This window comes from Companilactobacillus metriopterae, from assembly GCF_004117915.1.
Taxonomy (GTDB): Bacteria; Bacillota; Bacilli; order Lactobacillales; family Lactobacillaceae; genus Companilactobacillus; species Companilactobacillus metriopterae.
In genome coordinates this window covers 769,457-788,051 of sequence record NZ_RSTD01000001.1, presented here as the reverse complement: position 1 = coordinate 788,051, position 18,595 = coordinate 769,457, and the positions used below count along the sequence as shown (strand labels likewise).

Annotated in this window: 22 protein-coding genes; 20 read left to right on the top strand and 2 right to left on the bottom strand. The window is 32.1% G+C overall.

Annotated features, from left to right (window positions below; all coding sequences use genetic code 11):
- The 7 genes from ftsY to rplS all read left to right on the top strand — a co-directional run bounded on the left by ftsY (position 1) and on the right by rplS (position 5,237).
- Positions 1 to 1,317: a signal recognition particle-docking protein FtsY gene (ftsY, locus tag EKN01_RS04030; protein WP_129045085.1), complete on the top strand. Its 1,317-nt coding sequence runs from the start codon at positions 1 to 3 to the stop codon at positions 1,315 to 1,317.
- Complete coding sequence (gene ylxM, locus EKN01_RS04025) at positions 1,307 to 1,648, top strand: YlxM family DNA-binding protein (protein ID WP_129045084.1); 342 nt, start codon at positions 1,307 to 1,309, stop codon at positions 1,646 to 1,648. Before ftsY ends, ylxM begins: the two co-directional genes overlap by 11 nt.
- A 13-nt stretch (positions 1,649 to 1,661) precedes the next feature.
- A complete protein-coding gene (gene ffh, locus EKN01_RS04020) occupies positions 1,662 to 3,101 on the top strand; it encodes a signal recognition particle protein (RefSeq protein ID WP_129045083.1) in 1,440 nt (479 codons plus the stop codon).
- 85 nt (positions 3,102 to 3,186) lie between these two features.
- Positions 3,187 to 3,459: a 30S ribosomal protein S16 gene (gene rpsP, locus EKN01_RS04015; RefSeq protein ID WP_099974892.1), complete on the top strand. Its 273-nt coding sequence runs from the start codon at positions 3,187 to 3,189 to the stop codon at positions 3,457 to 3,459.
- Positions 3,460 to 3,532: 73 nt separating this feature from the next.
- Complete coding sequence (gene rimM, locus EKN01_RS04010) at positions 3,533 to 4,048, top strand: ribosome maturation factor RimM (protein WP_129045082.1); 516 nt, start codon at positions 3,533 to 3,535, stop codon at positions 4,046 to 4,048.
- Positions 4,048 to 4,773: a tRNA (guanosine(37)-N1)-methyltransferase TrmD gene (trmD, locus tag EKN01_RS04005; protein ID WP_099974890.1), complete on the top strand. Its 726-nt coding sequence runs from the start codon at positions 4,048 to 4,050 to the stop codon at positions 4,771 to 4,773. Before rimM ends, trmD begins: the two co-directional genes overlap by 1 nt.
- Positions 4,774 to 4,886: 113 nt before the next feature.
- Positions 4,887 to 5,237: a 50S ribosomal protein L19 gene (rplS, locus tag EKN01_RS04000; RefSeq protein ID WP_099974889.1), complete on the top strand. Its 351-nt coding sequence runs from the start codon at positions 4,887 to 4,889 to the stop codon at positions 5,235 to 5,237.
- Positions 5,238 to 5,287: 50 nt separating this feature from the next.
- Here the strand turns inward: rplS and lexA are convergent, their stop codons facing one another.
- Positions 5,288 to 5,911, bottom strand: a complete 624-nt coding sequence (lexA, locus tag EKN01_RS03995) for a transcriptional repressor LexA (protein ID WP_129045081.1) — start codon at positions 5,909 to 5,911, stop codon at positions 5,288 to 5,290.
- Between the two features lie 85 nt (positions 5,912 to 5,996).
- On the opposite strand from lexA, the gene EKN01_RS03990 reads away from it, so the two are divergent.
- The 13 genes from EKN01_RS03990 to purD all read left to right on the top strand — a co-directional run bounded on the left by EKN01_RS03990 (position 5,997) and on the right by purD (position 17,948).
- Positions 5,997 to 6,245: a DUF896 domain-containing protein gene (locus EKN01_RS03990; RefSeq protein ID WP_179946642.1), complete on the top strand. Its 249-nt coding sequence runs from the start codon at positions 5,997 to 5,999 to the stop codon at positions 6,243 to 6,245.
- Between the two features lie 63 nt (positions 6,246 to 6,308).
- A complete protein-coding gene (locus EKN01_RS03985) occupies positions 6,309 to 6,524 on the top strand; it encodes a YneF family protein (RefSeq protein ID WP_099974886.1) in 216 nt (71 codons plus the stop codon).
- Positions 6,525 to 6,682: 158 nt separating this feature from the next.
- The gene (gene purE / locus EKN01_RS03980; protein WP_129045080.1) at positions 6,683 to 7,168 is read left to right on the top strand and encodes a 5-(carboxyamino)imidazole ribonucleotide mutase; all 486 of its coding nucleotides are present in this window, start codon (positions 6,683 to 6,685) and stop codon (positions 7,166 to 7,168) included.
- Positions 7,158 to 8,297, top strand: coding sequence for a 5-(carboxyamino)imidazole ribonucleotide synthase (purK, locus tag EKN01_RS03975; RefSeq protein WP_241685240.1), 1,140 nt, complete (start codon positions 7,158 to 7,160; stop codon positions 8,295 to 8,297). The genes purE and purK overlap by 11 nt, the downstream gene beginning before the upstream one ends.
- Positions 8,287 to 8,991, top strand: a complete 705-nt coding sequence (purC, locus tag EKN01_RS03970; protein WP_129045078.1) for a phosphoribosylaminoimidazolesuccinocarboxamide synthase — start codon at positions 8,287 to 8,289, stop codon at positions 8,989 to 8,991. The genes purK and purC overlap by 11 nt, the downstream gene beginning before the upstream one ends.
- A gap of 2 nt (positions 8,992 to 8,993) precedes the next feature.
- Positions 8,994 to 9,236, top strand: coding sequence for a phosphoribosylformylglycinamidine synthase subunit PurS (gene purS, locus EKN01_RS03965; RefSeq protein WP_129045077.1), 243 nt, complete (start codon positions 8,994 to 8,996; stop codon positions 9,234 to 9,236).
- Positions 9,237 to 9,908 (top strand): phosphoribosylformylglycinamidine synthase subunit PurQ, encoded by a 672-nt coding sequence (gene purQ / locus EKN01_RS03960; RefSeq protein ID WP_129045076.1) that lies wholly within the window; start codon positions 9,237 to 9,239, stop codon positions 9,906 to 9,908.
- On the top strand, positions 9,905 to 12,115 hold the full coding sequence (purL, locus tag EKN01_RS03955; RefSeq protein WP_129045075.1) for a phosphoribosylformylglycinamidine synthase subunit PurL: 2,211 nt from the start codon (positions 9,905 to 9,907) through the stop codon (positions 12,113 to 12,115). Before purQ ends, purL begins: the two co-directional genes overlap by 4 nt.
- Positions 12,100 to 13,506 carry an amidophosphoribosyltransferase gene (purF, locus tag EKN01_RS03950; protein ID WP_129045074.1) on the top strand — a complete coding sequence of 469 codons (1,407 nt, stop codon included), beginning with the start codon at positions 12,100 to 12,102 and terminating at the stop codon, positions 13,504 to 13,506. The genes purL and purF overlap by 16 nt, the downstream gene beginning before the upstream one ends.
- Before the next feature lie 15 nt (positions 13,507 to 13,521).
- The gene (gene purM, locus EKN01_RS03945) at positions 13,522 to 14,544 is read left to right on the top strand and encodes a phosphoribosylformylglycinamidine cyclo-ligase (protein WP_129045073.1); all 1,023 of its coding nucleotides are present in this window, start codon (positions 13,522 to 13,524) and stop codon (positions 14,542 to 14,544) included.
- A 4-nt stretch (positions 14,545 to 14,548) separates the two neighbouring features.
- Entirely contained in the window at positions 14,549 to 15,133 is a 585-nt protein-coding gene (gene purN, locus EKN01_RS03940; RefSeq protein ID WP_129045072.1) for a phosphoribosylglycinamide formyltransferase, read from the top strand.
- The gene (purH, locus tag EKN01_RS03935; RefSeq protein ID WP_129045071.1) at positions 15,130 to 16,671 is read left to right on the top strand and encodes a bifunctional phosphoribosylaminoimidazolecarboxamide formyltransferase/IMP cyclohydrolase; all 1,542 of its coding nucleotides are present in this window, start codon (positions 15,130 to 15,132) and stop codon (positions 16,669 to 16,671) included. Before purN ends, purH begins: the two co-directional genes overlap by 4 nt.
- Before the next feature lie 11 nt (positions 16,672 to 16,682).
- Positions 16,683 to 17,948: a phosphoribosylamine--glycine ligase gene (purD, locus tag EKN01_RS03930; protein WP_129045070.1), complete on the top strand. Its 1,266-nt coding sequence runs from the start codon at positions 16,683 to 16,685 to the stop codon at positions 17,946 to 17,948.
- On the opposite strand, the gene EKN01_RS03925 is transcribed toward purD, so the two are convergent.
- Positions 17,945 to 18,574, bottom strand: a complete 630-nt coding sequence (locus EKN01_RS03925) for a lysophospholipid acyltransferase family protein (protein WP_129045069.1) — start codon at positions 18,572 to 18,574, stop codon at positions 17,945 to 17,947. The genes purD and EKN01_RS03925 overlap by 4 nt on opposite strands.
- Positions 18,575 to 18,595: the final 21 nt, after the last annotated feature.

Genomic DNA, 18,595 nt, shown 5'->3' with positions numbered 1-18,595 from the left:
ATGGGGTTATTTGATAGATTAAAAAAAACATTTTCCAATGAACCAAAAGTTGAAACACCCGAAGAAGAGACTAAAGAAACACCCAATCAAGAAGAGTCAGTTGAGAGTGAATCAAGTCAATCCCAGACTGATGAATCTGAATTAAACAAAAATGAAGAATCAGATAATAGTTCTTCAACAGAAGAGCCATCTTCTGAAGAGAATGATTCTAATGAAGATGTTGAATTAGAACAGATAGAAGCAGAACCCGAACCTGAAATTATCGAAGAAACAGTGGAAGAAGCAGATGTTGAAGAGCATGATATTGATGATTCTGAAACAGAAGAAACTGAAGTAGATAACGAAGAAGAAGAAAAAGAAGAACTTAAAGAATATGACAATGGACTTGAAAAAAGTCGTACTTCATTCAGTCAAAGGTTCAACAAGTTCTTATCTAACTTCAGATCTGTTGATGAGGATTTCTTTGAAGATTTAGAAGAATTATTAATTGAATCAGATGTTGGTTATGAAACTGCTATAAAAATTTCTGATGAACTTCGTGAAGAAGTTAAATTGGAAAATGCTAAAAAGAAATCAGATGTATCAGATGTCATTATTAAAAAGATGGTTGATATGTATGATGAAGAGGGTAAGGAAGAGAATAACTCTCTTGCTGTCAGCCAAACACAATCACCAACCGTATACTTGTTTGTAGGTGTTAATGGTGCTGGTAAAACAACTACTATTGGAAAATTAGCACACCGTTTTGAAAGCCAAGGTAAAAAAGTATTGTTGGCTGCTGGTGATACATTTAGAGCAGGAGCAATTGACCAGTTACAAGAATGGGGTAGACGAGTTAATGTTGATGTACAGGCCAGTGCGCCCCAAACTGATCCCGCTTCTGTAGCATTTGATGCTGTTCAAAGAGCAGTCAAAGATAAATATGATGTTCTTTTGGTAGATACAGCTGGTAGACTACAAAATAAAGAAGGATTAATGCGTGAATTAGAAAAAATTAAACGTGTAATTTCTAGAGAAATTCCTGATGCACCACAAGAAGTATTATTAGTACTAGATGGGTCAACAGGACAAAACGCATTGAGTCAAGCTAAAGAATTTAACAAGACAACGAATGTAACAGGAATTGTTTTGACAAAACTAGACGGATCATCACAAGGTGGTATAGTATTACCAATTAGAAATGAATTACATATTCCTGTTAAGCTAGTAGGATTAGGGGAATCAATGGATGATCTAAGAGATTTCGATCCTGAGAAATTTATCTATGGACTATTTAAGGATTTAATTATTTCAGGAGAATCATCAGATGAAAATTGATGAAACAAATAAAATCAATTTGTTGTATGATTTTTATCATTCACTACTAACTGAAAAACAAGATCAATATATGTATTTATATTATGTAGAGGATTTTTCATTATCTGAAATTTCGGAACAGCTGAATGTTTCAAGACAGGCTGTACTGGATAATTTACATCGAACAGTCAATAGTTTAGAAAAAATTGACAGTGAATTAAACTTAATTAATCGAACTCAAGAAATTGATTATGTTTCTCAACGACTATCTCAAATTGTTGAAGATAAATATCCAGATGATAATGAACTCCATGAATTAGTAGATCGTATTTCTAAAATAAATGAAAAGTAAGTAGGGTTATAAAATGGCTTTTGAAGGCTTAAGTGATAGATTACAAAAAGTTTTCTCTAATCTAAGAGGAAAAGGTAAACTTTCTGAAGACGACATTCGTTCTGTTACTCGTGAAGTTAGAATGGCTTTATTGGAAGCTGATGTTAACTTTGATGTTGTTAAAGATTTCGTCAAAGTGGTTAGAGAACGCTCTCTAGGCGCAGAGGTAATGGAAAGTTTAACACCTTCCCAACAAGTTATTAAAATTGTTGATGAAGAATTAACTAAGTTAATGGGTAATGAAGCAGAACCATTAAATAAATCACCGCACATACCAACAATCATCATGATGGTTGGTTTACAAGGTGCGGGTAAGACAACTACTGCGGGTAAATTAGCAAATAGATTAAAGACAAAACAAAATGCTAGACCTTTATTTATTGCTGCCGATGTTTATAGACCTGCTGCTATTGAGCAATTAAAAACAATTGGTGAACAATTGGATGTGCCTGTTTATGACGAAGGTACTGATGTAAATCCGGTTGAAATTGTAAGAGCAGGGTTAAAAGTTGCTGCTGAAAATAAAAACGATTATGTAATTATTGATACTGCTGGTCGATTAGAAATCGATGAACAATTGATGAATGAGCTTAAAGAAATCAAAGAGCTAGCTTCTCCTGATGAAATTTTGTTTGTAGCAGATTCAATGACTGGTCAAGTTGCTGCAACAGTTGCTGAAGGATTTAATGAGCAGTTGGATATTACAGGTGTTGTACTAACAAAACTAGATGGTGATACTCGTGGTGGTGCTGCTTTATCAATTCGCTCAGTTACAGGTAAACCTATAAAATTCATTGGACAAGGTGAAAAACTTGATCAATTAGATGTTTTCCATCCAGATCGTATGGCCGATCGTATTTTGGGAATGGGAGATATGTTAAGTCTTATTGAAAAAGCTCAAGAAGACTATGATCAAAAACAAGCTGAAGATTTAGCAACAAAAATGAAGGAAAATAGTTTTGATTTTAATGATTTTGTTGATCAAATGAATCAAATTCAAAATATGGGTCCTTTAGATGAAATTATGAAAATGATTCCTGGAATGGCTAATAATCCGGCTGTTGCAAATATGCAAATGGATGAAAAGGATATCGAACATTTGAAAGCCATTGTTTATTCAATGACTCCTCAAGAAAGAGAAAATCCAGATATTTTAAATCCATCTAGACGTAGAAGAATTGCTAGTGGTTCTGGTCGTGACGTACAAGAAGTTAATAGAATGATTAAGCAGTTTAAGCAATCCAAAGAAATGATGCGTCAAATGAGCAAGGGTAACATGTCAGGAATGGAACAAATGTTTGGAAACGGAGTTTCTGGTCGTCTTGGTAAAATGGCTATGAATTCAATGGTTAAGAAGAATAAAAAGAACAAGAAAAAACGAATGAAGAAAATGAAACGTTACAAGTCAAAATAAAATATAAATATGTAAAGAAAAAAACTTTACAGGAATATATTTTATATGTATACTATTAAAGTTAAGTAATTAGGAGGAACAAATTATGGCAGTTAAAATCAGAATGAAACGCATGGGTAGTAAGTTAAGACCATTTTACAGAATCGTTGTTGCTGACTCACGTTCACCACGTGATGGTCGCTTTATCGAACAAGTAGGTTACTACAACCCAATTTCACAACCAGAAGAACTAAAATTAGATGATGACAAAATTATGGACTGGCTACAAAAAGGTGCACAACCTTCAGATACAGTTCGTAACTTGCTAAAACAACATGGTATTATGCAAAAATATCATGAAAGCAAATATTCAAAATAATTTGTTCTAATTAAAATAGGATCCGATAATTAATTTTATCTGATCCTATTTGTTTATAATGGAGGATTTAAGTATGCCTGAAAAATTATATCGTGTTGGAACAATTGTAAATACTCATGGTATTCGTGGTGAAGTTAGAGTTATCTCGGTAACTGATTTTCCAAAAGAACGGTTTCAAAGTGGTGCTACACTTTATTTGAAATATCAAAATAAAGATATAAAGATGACAGTTGAGTCATCAAGAGCACATAAGAATTTCTATTTGTTAAAATTTAAAGATTTGGATAACATCAATGATGTTGAAAAATATGTTAAATCAGAGTTATTTACAGATGATGAAGTAATGCCTGAGTTAGAAGAGGGTGAATTCTATTATCGTCAAATCATTGGATTAGAAGTCCAAGATCCCAGGTTTGGCAATGTAGGAAAAATTACTGAAATTATGGAATTAGGTCCAAATGATGTATGGGTAGTAAAAAGTCCCAAATATGATGAAGTTTTAATACCATATATAAAAAGTGTAGTAAAAAATGTAGATTTAGAAAAAGGTATTGTTAGCGTAGAAATACCAGATGGATTGATAGAATAATGGATATAACTGTATTAAGTATTTTCCCAAAAATGTTTGATTCTCTGAACGAATCACTTATAGGTAAAGCACAAGAAAAGAATCTTGTTGATTTGGATGTAGTCGATTTTAGAGAATTTACTACACAAAAACAAAAGCATGTTGATGATACTATATATGGTGGTGGTGCTGGTATGCTCTTAATGCCACAACCTATATTTGATGCTATGGATTATGTAGATAAAAAGAAACCAGGAAAAAAGAGAGTTGTTTTATTGGATCCTGCTGGAAAAACATTTGATTCTCATATGGCAAGGGATTTTGCTAGAGAAGATCATCTTGTCTTTATTTGTGGACATTATGAAGGATTTGATGAGCGAATCAAAGAGTTAGTAACAGATGAAGTATCAATAGGAGATTACATTCTTACAGGTGGAGAGTTACCAACTATGAGTATGATTGATGCTACATTGAGATTTGTTCCAGGTGTTCTAGGTAATGCACTTTCAGCAGAAGATGAATCATTTAATGGTTTATTGGAATATCCTCAATATACTAGACCGGCAGATTTCAGAGGAATGGAAGTACCAGAAGTTCTTAGAAGTGGCAATCATGAAAATATTCGTCGCTGGAGAATGGAAAAATCCATACAGAAAACATTAGAACGACGACCTGATTTACTCGAAAAAACTTATTTAACCGACGAAGAAAGTAAATATTTAGATAAGTTAAAACGTGAAATGTAGTTTACATATGGCTATTCATAATGTAATATATATAAGGTGTTTACACACATAATTAACGATGTTCCGCTGTATATAGTAGAATATATAAGAGTGTCGAATAGGGAGATTTTCAAATGAATCAATTAATTCAAGATATTACAAAAGAACAATTACGTTCTGATGTACCTGATTTCCGCCCTGGTGACTCTGTACGAGTTCATGCTAAGGTTGTTGAAGGTTCTCGTGAACGTATTCAAATTTTTGAAGGTGTTGTTCTTAAGAGACGTGGTACAGGTGTTAGTGCTACATATACTGTTCGTAAGATCAGTAGTGGTGTAGGTGTTGAAAGAACATTCCCACTAAACACACCTCGTGTTGACAAGATTGAAGTTATCAGACGCGGTAGTGTACGTCGTAGTAAACTTTACTACCTACGTGATCGTACAGGTAAAGCTGCTCGTATCAAAGAACGCCGTATCGACTAAAAAAGATATAAATAAAAAAGCTATACATCTTAGATGTATAGCTTTTTTATTTAAAATATTTGTGATCTATATAAACCGACTACCTTGCCAATAATCTGACAATCATCTAGAATAATTGGATCCATTTCATCATTTTCAGGTTGAAGACGTATGTGATCTGATTCTTTATAGAATCTTTTACATGTAGTTTCAATTTCATCTGTTAAAGCAATAACTATTTCACCATTCTTAGCAGTATTTTGTTCGTGAACAATGACATAATCTCCATCAAGAATACCTGCATTAATCATACTATCACCGTTAATCTCTAGCATATATAATTCACCAGAGTCTCTATTTAAGTCGGGTGGAATAGGGAAGAATCCTTCTGGATTTCTCTCAGCTGTTATTGGAACCCCTGCGGCAACTTGTCCCAGAATAGGAATATCAGTAGATTTTATTCCAATAGCGTCAAGTCCAAGCTCAGTTACTTCAATGGTTCTAGGCTTAGAAGGATCACGTTGAATATATCCTTTTTTCTCTAGTCTTGAAAGATGGCCATGGACAGTAGACGTAGAAGATAAATTAACCTCATCACAAATCTCTCTGACAGTAGGCGGATATCCTTTTTCTGATAAATGTTCATGTATATAAGAAAGGATTTGTAACTGTTTTGATCCTTCTAATTTTGACATTACTGCACCTCATTGATAGTATCATTTATATGAATTGTAACAGAAACAACAAGTTATATCAAACAAGTGTTCGTATATAAAGGAGATAATTATGGAAGAACAAGAAAAATTAGTAAACGAAATAAATATGTTGGCTAAAAAAGCAAAAGAAGGAAAATTAACTGCTGAAGAAAAAATTCAACAAGAAAAGCTTAGAAAGCAGTATCTTGCTAATTTCAGAGAAGGATTTAAATCTCAAATTGAGATGATGCAAGTTTTCGACAAAAAAGGTGCTGAAGTTACTCCAGAAAAAGTTAAGAAAATTCAAAGAGAAAAAGGACTTCGTGACGATTAGTCTTTTAATTAAGTTGTTTTTTTTGTAATATATAAGATAGTTATTTAGAAAGGTGTTTGTATAATGATTACAATAATTATTGCAGTAATAATTGCACTTCTTGCAGGTGCACTACTTGGATTTTTTGGTGCCAGATGGTACATGCAAAGATATTTCCAACAAAATCCTCCAATTAGTGAAGATATGGTAAGACAAATGATGGCTCAAATGGGACAAAAGCCATCACAAAAGAAATTAAATCAAGTTATGAATTCAATGAGACAATCACAAAAAAAATAATTACTTTTTAGGACTTCGAGCGTAATTTACGTTCGAGGTCTTTTTTTGTGCAAAAAAACATACTATCTAAAATTATTTTCAAATAATGTACGTATTCTATTTATAGTATCAATTTTATTTCTTATTTATCTATTAAAAAGTGAGAAAGGTCGAACAATATGGATGTTTCAGTAGTAATGGGATCTGTATCAGATTTAAAAACTATGCAATTAACTTCAGATTTGCTAGAAAAACTTGAAGTTAACTATGATATGCAAATTATTTCTGCACATCGTACACCAAAAGAAATGATGAATTTTGCTGAAAGAGCTGCGGACAGAGGTACTAAAGTAATAATCGCCGCTGCGGGTGGTGCAGCTCATCTGCCAGGAATGCTGGCGTCTTTAACTGAAATTCCTGTTATAGGAGTACCTATAAAGAGTAATGATCTTAATGGAATAGATTCACTGCTATCAATTGTACAAATGCCTGCTGGAATACCAGTTGCAACAGTTGCAATAGGAGAATCAGGTGCGAAAAATGCTGCAATATTAGCCACAAAAATTTGTGCATTATCAAATAAACAATACAAGTCAAATATTCTGAATTATATGACTGAATTACATGACAAATCAATCGAAAGTGGAAAGAACATTGAATATTAAATCTGGTTCAACAATAGGAATAGTTGGTGGTGGTCAACTAGGAAAAATGATGGCACAGTCTGCTAAGCAAATGGGATATTATGTTGTCATTTTAGATCCTCAAAAAAATTGTTCTGCAGCACAGGTTTCTGATCAACAGATTGTTGCTGAATATGACGATTTAGAAAGCTTAATTGAGTTATCTAAGGTAGTAGATGTTTTAACTTATGAATTTGAAAATGTCAGTGCTGAAACAATCAGTGAAATTCAAAAGTATACTGAAGTACCTCAAGGAATAACTGCACTATCTATTACTCAAAATAGAAAATTAGAAAAAAATAAAATTAAATCATTAAATTTACCGGTAACAAACTTTCAAATTGTTTCCAATAATGAAGAATTTTCTAAAAGTTTATCTGAAATCGGTATACCTGCTATTTTAAAAACTACAAACGGTGGTTATGACGGAAAAGGACAAATAAATATTAACACCCTGGATTTTTCTGAAAATAAAATTTTGGAATTATTAGAAAGTGGCGAATGCATTTTAGAAAAAAGGGTCGATCTTAAAGAGGAAGTCTCAGTAATAATATCTCGCAATATTAATGGAGATATCTCAATTTTTCCGATAATAAATAATGAACACAAAAATAACATTTTAAATATTAGTTACTTTTATCAAGATATTTCAAATGAAATAGCAGAAGAGCTCACATCTATTGCAAAAGAGCTTGCTTCAGAACTTTGTTTAGTTGGAACAATGTGTGTTGAATTTTTCATTTCTAAAAATAATCAAGTCTATATAAATGAAATTGCCCCACGTCCACATAATTCTGGTCATTTAACAATTGAGGCATGTAATTTTTCTCAATTTAATACTCATATACGAGGAATTTGTAATTTACCAATGCCTAACATTTCTTTAAAGAGCAACGCGGTGATGATTAACGTCTTAGGTCAACATTATGATGCAGTGAAAGAAGCTGTATTTGAAAAGCCTATGTGGCATTTTCATGATTACTGCAAAGAATTGCCTAAAAAGAATAGAAAAATGGGTCACATAACGGTATTAACAAATGAAAATCCGGTAATTTTAAAACAAGAATTTAAGAAAAATAAGATATGGGATGACAGTAAAAATGAAGGATAAATTAGTATATTCAGGAAAAGCCAAGAATCTTTATAGTACCGATAATGATGATGAACTTTTAATGGTTTATAAGGATCAAGCAACCTCGTTGAATGGTAAAAATAAAAAAACCATAGAAGGCAAAGGTTTACTTAACTTTCAAATAACAAATATAATTTTTGACTATCTTCAAACAAACGGAATAAAAACACATTTTATTTCTAATTTAGATGACAAATCTCAAATTGTTCATAAGACAGAAGTCATTCCTCTGGAATTAGTTGTTAGAAACAAGATAGCAGGTAGTTTCGCTAAAAAATTTAATTTGCAGAGAGGGTTGAAATTAAAATATCCAGTTATCGAATTCTACTATAAAAACGATGAACTAGACGATCCATTTATTAATGATTCACAGATTTTTGCGATTGATCTGATGAGTAACGAAGAAATGAGTTTTTTGAAAAATGAAGCACTAAAAATTAATGATCTTTTAATGCCATACTTTGATTCTAAAAATTTAGATTTAATCGATTTTAAGTTGGAGTTTGGTAGATTTGAAAATTCAATTATTTTAGTAGATGAATTTTCACCTGATAACTGTAGGTTGTGGGATAAGAGTACTGGTGATTCTCTAGATAAAGATGTATTTAGAAATAGTACTGGTAGTCTGATTGATTCATATAAAGAAGTCTTAAAAAGATTGGTGGAATATTAGTTATGGCAACTGTGAAGGTATTAGTAAATTTCAAAAAATCTATTATTGATGTCCAAGGTCAGGAAGTGGAAAAAATTGCTGATGTAATGGGATTTAAAAGTATTGAAGCTATAAGAATTGGTAAGTATTTTGAAATTGATATTTCAGATAACACAGAAAATAAAGAAAAAATTATTTCAGAATTGTCAGAGAAGCTATTAATTAATCCTAATTTAGAAGAATTTACTATTTTGGAGGAAAGATAATTGAAATTGGCAGTTATTGTCTTTCCAGGTTCAAATTGTGATAAAGATTTGTATCATGCACTAAAAATAACTACAAACCATAATATTGAGTTTGTTAATTCTGATGAGCCCAATTTAGAAGGATTTGATGGTGTTTTTATTCCAGGTGGCTTCTCTTACGGAGATTATTTAAGAAGTGGTGCTCTAGCAGCTAAAACTCCAATTACTAAGGCTATTAAACGACTTGCAGACCAAGGCAAACCCGTACTAGGAATATGTAATGGATTTCAAATTTTAACTGAAATGAATCTATTACCAGGTTCCCTGATAAAAAATGATTCTGGAAAGTTTATTTGTGATACACCTACTTTAATCGTAAAAAATAATCAGACGATGTTTAGTAATGAATATAAAGAAAATCAAGAGATTAGATTACCTATAGCACATGGTGAAGGTGAATTTTACTGTGACTTAAGTACATTAAAAAATTTAAGAGAGAACAATCAAATCATTCTTCAATATTCGGATGATGTTAATGGCAGTATCGATAAAATAGCAGGAATTACAAACATCAAAGGAAATGTAATGGGATTAATGCCACATCCGGAGAGAGCAATTGAAGAAATACTTGGTTCTAAGGACGGTATTAAATTATTTAAATCTATATTCAAAAGTAGTGAGGTAAATCAATGAATGAGCCAACACCCATTGAATTAAAAGAAACAAAATTGTATAAAAATTGGGGTCTAACAACTGAAGAATACGATTATTTATGTGCGGACGTATTAAAAAGATTACCCAACTATACTGAGTTAGGCATTTTTTCAGTTATGTGGAGTGAGCATTGTTCATATAAAAACTCTAAAAACGTATTAAAAAAATTTCCTTCGTCGGGTAGTAATGTTATTACAGGAGCAGGAGAAGACGCTGGTGCAATTGATATAGGTGACGGTATGGCAGTAGTTTTTAAGGCAGAAAGCCATAATCATCCCTCAGCAGTTGAACCTTTTCAAGGAGCAGCAACAGGTGTCGGTGGAATTATTAGGGATATTTTTTCCATGGGAGCAGAACCAATAGCATTAACCGATAGTTTGAAGTTTGGACTTTTGGAGGATAAAGAGACCAAAAACTTAGTAAGTGAGGTTGTTTCCGGAATTGGATGGTATGGGAATAGTATTGGGATACCAAATATAGCGGGAGAAATATCTTTCGAAAAGTGTTATAAAAAGAATCCACTTGTTAATGCGATGTGTATAGGACTTATAAAAAAAACAAATCTAACTACAAGTTCTGCAAAAGGAACTGGGAATCTGCTACTCTACGTCGGATCAAAAACAGGAAGAGATGGAATTCACGGGGCAACATTTGCATCAGATGAGTTTGATGAAAACAATAGCACTCAAAAATCTGCTGTCCAAGTAGGAAATCCATTTATAGAAAAGTTGCTTATGGATTCTTGTTTAGATTTAGTTACCAATCATCCTAACTGGGTAAAGGGGATGCAAGATATGGGTGCTGCAGGATTAATATCTTCGACAGCTGAGATGGTTTCCAAAACAGGATGTGGAATTACTTTAAATCTGGATAGCATTCCACAAAGAGAATCAGATATGTCTGCATATGAGATGTTACTTTCAGAATCGCAAGAGAGAATGGTTTTATGTATTGAAAAAGAGAACAGTTCAAAAATCATTCAACATTTTAAAAAATCAGGTTTGGACGCTGTAATCATTGGAGAAATTACTGACAATGATACTTATAAAGCAACATTCAACGGAGAAACAGTTGTTGATGTGCCTGTCAGTGGAATTGTTGATAAAGCGCCTAGATACATTAGATCTGTGGTGGAATCAAAGAGAGTTTCATCTCAGCCATCATCGCAGTATGTTCCTGAAATAAGTAATTTAGAAAATACATTAATAAATATCTTAAAACAGCCTAACATTTCTGATAAAAGTTCTTTTTATAAGACCTATGATTCTCAAGTTAAATCAGATACTGTGGTTCTTCCAGGAGGAGATGCCGGAGTAGTAAGAATTAAAGAAACAAGTAAGGCAATTGCCGTAACCAACGATAGTAATTCAAGATTTGTTTATTTAGATCCATTTATTGGGGGACAAATTTTAACATTAGAATCCGTAAATAATCTTATTTCAACAGGTGCTAGGCCAGTAGGATTGACGGATTGCTTGAACTTTGGAAATCCAGAAAATCCAGAAATTTTTTATGATTTTTCAAAGAGTGTTGATGGAATTTCTGATATCTGTACAACATATGAGCTGCCTGTAGTATCTGGAAATGTTTCCTTATTTAATGAATTTGAGGAAGATGCTATCTATCCAAGTCCTATGATTGGGATGGTTGGATTGATAGAGGATACAGAGAATATAACTACAATAGATTTTAAAAATGCGGGAGATTTAATTTATTTAATTGGGGAAACTAAAGACGATTTCAATGGTTCAGAAATTCAAACATTAGAAAACGGAAAAATATTTGGTCAGTTATCTAATTTAGATATTTCAAAGATTCAGGAAAATCAAAATTCAATTGTGCAACTTATAGAAGAAAAATTACTTATTAGTTGCCATGATATTTCAGAAGGTGGTCTTTTTACTGCACTAGCAGAATGTTCATTTAAGAATAATTTTGGCATTGATATAAAAACAAAATTAAATAGTAAACAACTGTTTTCAGAGACATCTTCACGATTTGTAGTAACTGTTAATCCTTCTGACAAGTTAATTGTTGAAAGTTTTATAAGTGGAACATATGAACTTATTGGAGAAGTTACTGATGATTCAGAATTTAAAATTCAAACTGCTGATGAACGTGTGAATTTAAATAAAGATGTTGCTCACAGATCATGGAAAGAAGGTATATCTTGTCAAATGAAATAAGAAGCTTAAACGAAGAATGTGGAATTTTTGGGATCTGGAATTCCAAACAAGCAAGTAATTTATCCTACCTTGGTTTAAACAGTTTACAACATCGTGGACAAGAGGGAGCAGGTATTGCTGCTTTAAATAATCGCAGAATTAACTGTATAAAAAATATCGGATTATTAACTCAAGTTTTTCAAGATATGTCATTGTTGAATCAATTAAATGGGAGTTCTGCAATAGGTCACGTTAGATATTCCACATCAGGTGATAATAAAATTTCAAATATACAACCATTGTTATTTGAATTCACTGATGAACAAATTGCTTTAGCTCATAATGGAAATTTAACAAATTCCAAAACTTTGAAGAGTGATCTTGAAAAGCGTGGTCATATATTTCATTCGACCTCTGATTCTGAATTATTGATGCATTTAGTCAGACTGTCTGACAAGGCAACATTTCAAGAAAAATTAAAAGTGGGTCTTAACTTTTTGAAAGGTGGATTTGCATATCTTATCCTCACAAAAGATGCAATGTACGTGGCTCTTGATAGACATGGTTTCAGACCAATATCAATAGGTACTTTAAATGATGGTGGTTACGTAGTAGCAAGTGAAACATGTGCTATCGATGCAGTCGGTGGGGAGTTTTTAAGAGACGTACTTCCTGGGGAGTTAATAAAAATATCTGATTCTGGATTAGAGATAGATCATTGGACTGACGAAACTAAACAAGCAATTTGTTCAATGGAATATATATATTTTGCAAGACCAGACTCTAATATTTTAGGAATAAATGTCCACACAGCTAGGAAAAAAATGGGGATTAATTTGGCTAAAGAATCACCTGTAGATGCAGATATAGTTATAGGTGTTCCCAATTCATCACTATCAGCGGCAAGCGGATACTCTGAGCAGTTGAATCTGCCTTACGAAATGGGATTGATAAAAAATCAATATGTGGGAAGAGAGTTTATTCAACCCAATCAAGAACTACGAGAGTCAAGTGTCTGTCAAAAGTTATCTGCTATTAAGGGAGTAGTAAAAGGCAAAAAAGTAGTTTTATTAGATGATTCGATTGTTAGAGGAACAACATCCAAAAGAATTGTTAAGTTATTGAGAGATGCTGGCGCCAAGGAAGTTCATCTGCGAATTGCTTCTCCTCCGTTTAAATATCCTTCTTTTTTTGGAATCGATATTCAAAATAAAGACGAATTGATTGCTTCTAAATTATCAATTGAGGAAATGAATAACTTATTTAATTCAGATTCATTAGCATTTCTAAGTGAGGAAGGTCTAATTGATTCTATAGGAACAAAATTTTCCGAAAAATATAATGGTCTTGATATGTCATATTTCAATGGTGATTATCCAGAGTATCTTTACGACTATGAATATAGAAAATAAAGCGAGGTAATTATATTGAATGACTTGTATAAAGAATCTGGTGTTGATATAAATAGCGGAAATCAAATTTCAAAATTCATAAAAGATAATGTTGAAGATAATTCTGAAAATATAGGATCGTTTGGGGCAATTTGTAATATACCAAATAACATAAAAAATCCTGTAGTAGTATCAAGTAATGACGGGGTAGGAACAAAACTATTATTAACTAATGAATTAAAAAAATGGAACACTATTGGGATTGATTGTGTTGCAATGTGCGTAAATGACTTGCTAGCACAGGGGGCAATTCCTAGTTCATTTATGGATTATATTGCTGTATCCAAAATTGATTCTAAAGTTAATGAATTATTAAAAGGAATAATTAAAGGATGCCAATTAGCTGATATAAAACTAATTGGAGGAGAAACTGCTGAAATGCCTGGGGTGTATTCAGAAGATAGATTTGATATTGCTGGTTTTTCTATGGGAATTGTGGAAAAAGAAAAACTATTTAAAAAAGATAATGTTAAATCAGGGGATGTTTTAATCGGAATGAAATCAAGTGGTGTACATTCAAATGGTTTTTCTTTAATAAGGAAAATTCTTTTTAAGGATTACAAATTAAATATTAATTCGTTACTTTGGGATGATTGTAATAAAACAATAGGACAGATTTTAATAGAACCGACAAAAATATATACAAATGAAATGAAACCACTTATTGAACAAAATATTATAAATGGTGCTGCTCATATAACTGGCGGGGGGCTATTAGAAAATGTTCCAAGAATGTTTAATGATGACCTTTCCGCACGTATAAATTTAGATTCGTGGCAAATACCCAATGTATTTCAGTTATTGAAAGACTACGGGAATATTGATGATTTTGAAATGTACAGAGATTTCAACATGGGAATTGGTATGGTGATTTCTGTTTCAGCAGATAATGTCTCATCAGTAATGAAAACTTTTCAAAATCAAAATAAAGCAGATGATGCAATTGTAATCGGTAAAATTATTCCGAAAAGTGATTCATCCGTTGAACTAGTGAGGTAAAAATATGAAAATAGCCATATTTGCATCTGGAAATGGTTCTAATTTTGAAGCAATTATAAAAAACACTTTGCTCAGAGATAAGGGCTTATCAATAAGTATCATGGTATGTGATAAACCTGAAGCAAACGTTATTAAATTGGCTGAAAAGTACAAAATATCTGTATTTATTAATCAATTAGAGAATTATCCAGATAGATCCTCTTATGAGGAAGCAATAATTAAATTACTGAAGCCGTATGACATTGATTACATCATTCTTGCAGGATATATGCGTGTTGTGACCTCTACATTATTATCTGAATATCCACGAAGAATAATAAATATTCATCCATCATATCTTCCTGCTTACTCAGGATTAAGAGCTATAGAGAGAGCGTTTGAAGCAAATGAGGAAGAAACAGGGGTTACTATCCATTACATAGATGAAGACGTAGATACAGGCCCTCTTATCCAACAAAAAAAAGTACCAATTTACAAAAACGATACACTACCGATATTAGAAAAAAGAGTTCATTCAGTGGAACACGAATTATATTCAGAAGTTTTGGCAAAATTATTAGATCAATATAATAAAGGGGAACAATTATGAAAAGAGCTCTTATAAGTGTGTCAGACAAAACAAATATTACAGAATTTGCAAAAAAACTAATAAAAAATAATTATTCGATAATTTCTACAGGTGGAACATTTAAAGTATTGAAAGATAATAATATTGAAGTAACAGAAGTTTCTGATATAACAAAATTTCCTGAGATGCTTGATGGCAGAGTTAAAACACTTCATCCTAATATCCATGCAGGGTTACTAGCAAAGAGAAGTAACAAGGATCATATGGAAACTTTAGAGAAATATTCAATAGAACCAATCGACTTGGTTTGTGTAAATTTATATCCTTTTAAAGAAACAATTCAGAATTTAGATATAAGTTTAGACGAAGCAATAGAACAAATTGATATCGGTGGTCCTTCGATGATTAGGTCGGCATCAAAAAATTTCAAAGATATTACAGTTATAGTGGATCCAAAAGACTATAATGAGGTGATAGATAAAATTGAGTTATCTCAAAATGATGTTGATTATAGAATGCAACTTGCTTGTAAGGCATTTGAACACACGGCTAACTACGATTCTATAATTGCAGGTTATTTTGAAAATAAAATTGGAAAAGAATATCCCCAAGAAAAGAGTATTTCTGTAGAATTTAAGGATTCTTTGAGATATGGCGAAAACTCGCACCAAAGTGCTGCATTCTACAGAAATTCTATTCCTACAAGTTACTCAATTGCCTCAAGTAAACAATTAAATGGTAAAAAATTATCATATAACAATATTAAAGACGCTGATGCTGCAATCAAAATCATTGCAGATTTTGATGAACCTTGTGTTGTGGCTTTAAAACACATGAATCCATGTGGAATTGGCGTTGATAGTGAGAATATTTTAAGTGCATGGGAGAGAGCATACTCCGCAGATAAGACTTCCATTTTTGGTGGTGTCATTGTTTCTAATCGCGAAGTATCTAAAGCAATGGCGGAACAAATGCATAAGATTTTTTTGGAAATCATAATTGCACCAAGTTTTTCAGAAGAAGCTGTAGAAATTCTTTCAAGCAAAAAAAATCTTAGACTTTTAGAGTTAGATTTTTCAGAGTATCAAAAAGCAGACAAGATGGAGTATGTTTCGGTTCTTGGAGGCACATTAGTACAAGAAAAAGATTCTTGTGTTGATTCTCTGGACGATTTTGAAATTGTTACAAAAAAAGAACCAAACACTGATGAGATAGAAGCACTATTATTTGGTCAAAAAGTTGTTAAACACGTAAAAAGTAATGCAATAGTTATTGCAGGTAAAAATCAAACCTTGGGTATTGGTGCAGGTCAGATGAATAGGATTGGATCTGTAGAAATTGCATTAAAACAAGCAATACAAAATGAATCTAAAGAATTAATGATTATGGCGTCAGATGCCTTTTTCCCAATGGATGATTGTGTTGAATATGCTGCTAAGCATGGAGTAACAGCAATTATCCAACCTGGTGGATCAATTAAGGATCAACAATCTATTGATAAAGCAAATAAATATGGCATTTCTATGATTTTTACAGGAAGAAGACATTTTAAACATTAAGGAGGATTCTGTTGAAAATATTAGTAATTGGCCGTGGTGCGAGAGAACATGCAATTTGTAAAAAAATAATTAAAGATGGTAATGATGTTATTTGTGCTCCAGGTAATTCCGGTATGAGTTTGTTTGGAATAAAAACTGTTGATATATCAGAAAATGATTTTGAATCTCTAAGTCAGTATGCTATCGATCAGAAAATAGAATATTCTATTGTGGGACCAGAGGAACCTTTAGTCGCAGGAATTGTAGATTATTTTAGAGAACGTGGGTTAAAAATATTCGGTCCTACTAAAGAAGCAGCAAAGATTGAGGGGTCAAAAATATTTTCGAAAAAATTAATGATCGAAAATGATATACCTACAGCTAGTTATGAAGAATTTACAGATTATGATTTAGCGACAGAATATGTAAAAAATATCGAGTCATATCCAATAGTGATTAAAGCAGATGGTTTAGCATCCGGAAAGGGTGTGTACATTGAGAAAGATATGGAATCATCTCTAAAAACAATTAAAAATCTTTTGTTAGATTCTAAATTTGATACAGAAAAAATTGTTATTGAAGAGTATCTAACTGGAACAGAATTTTCTTTAATGTCTTTTGTTTCGGAGAACAATATTAGTTTTATGCCAGTTGCCCAAGATTACAAGAGATCTTTGGAAAATAATATGGGTCACAATACAGGAGGCATGGGGGCTGTTAGTCCAGTGTCATCACTCACTGAAGAAACTATAGAATTTTCTAAACAGAAGATTGTAATTCCTTTTGTTGAAAGTTTAAAAAAACAAGGGATATCTTTTACAGGTATTTTGTATGCAGGATTAATTTCAACAGAGACTGGTGTCAAAGTAATTGAATTTAATGCACGATTTGGTGATCCAGAAACCGAAGTAATTTTAAGAAGATTGGAAACGAGTTTATCAGAGATAATAAATTCATATATTAATGATGAACCAATTGATATATCTTGGAATCAAAGTGGATATTCTGTTGGTGTCTTCATTGCCAGTAACGGTTATCCAATAAAAATTCAAAAAAATGAAATAATACTTAAAAATGAAAATATTAAAGAAATAGAGAATATTGATTTTGCTGGTGTTAAAGTAATTGATGAGAATATTGTTAGTGATGGCGGTAGATTGTTTTTAGTTTCTGCAGATGATGAGAATTTTCATCATGCAAGGTCAAAGGCATATAAACAAATTTCTAAATTAAATCCTCAAAATTCATTTTATCGATCAGATATTGGTATTAACGCTAAAAAAAAGACTGAACTTTAATGTTCAGTCTTTTTTTGTGGAATATATTTAAATTCAGGATTAATGTGATTGTCTACAACTTTCCAAGCATCTTCCATATCAACATTAACTTTTTCTATTTGATCCTCAGTTAATTTGGCTTTGAAATCAAAGTCTATTTCCTTACCTATACCGATAGTGATTTGTTGATGTTTTAATAGTCCCCAAAACGTTAAGGGACCTTGGTAAACTACAGGGACAAGAGGCGCTTTTGAAAGCTTTGCTATTAATGCTGCACCACCTTTTAAGTCTTCAGAATATCTTGTTCCTGATGGAAACATTATTAGCACTTGACCTTTATTTTTCATGTTTTTAATTGGTGTTTTAACTACAGAAGGACCTGGTTTTTCCCGATCAACAGGGAAAGCGTGTGAGTGGACAAGAATAAATCTCAAAATAGGATTTTTAAATATTTCTTTTTTTGCCATAAATGTAGCTTCTCTGGGAGATATTGCTAGCGCAAAAAATAATGGTTCCCACCAAGTTCTGTGAGGTGCTACTATAATATATGGACCGTCAGGAATATTTTCTTTTCCATCAATTTTGAAACGACCATTTAAAATAAACACGATAATACATACTAAAACACGAATAAATTTATAGAACATAATTAAATAATCTCCTAAAAG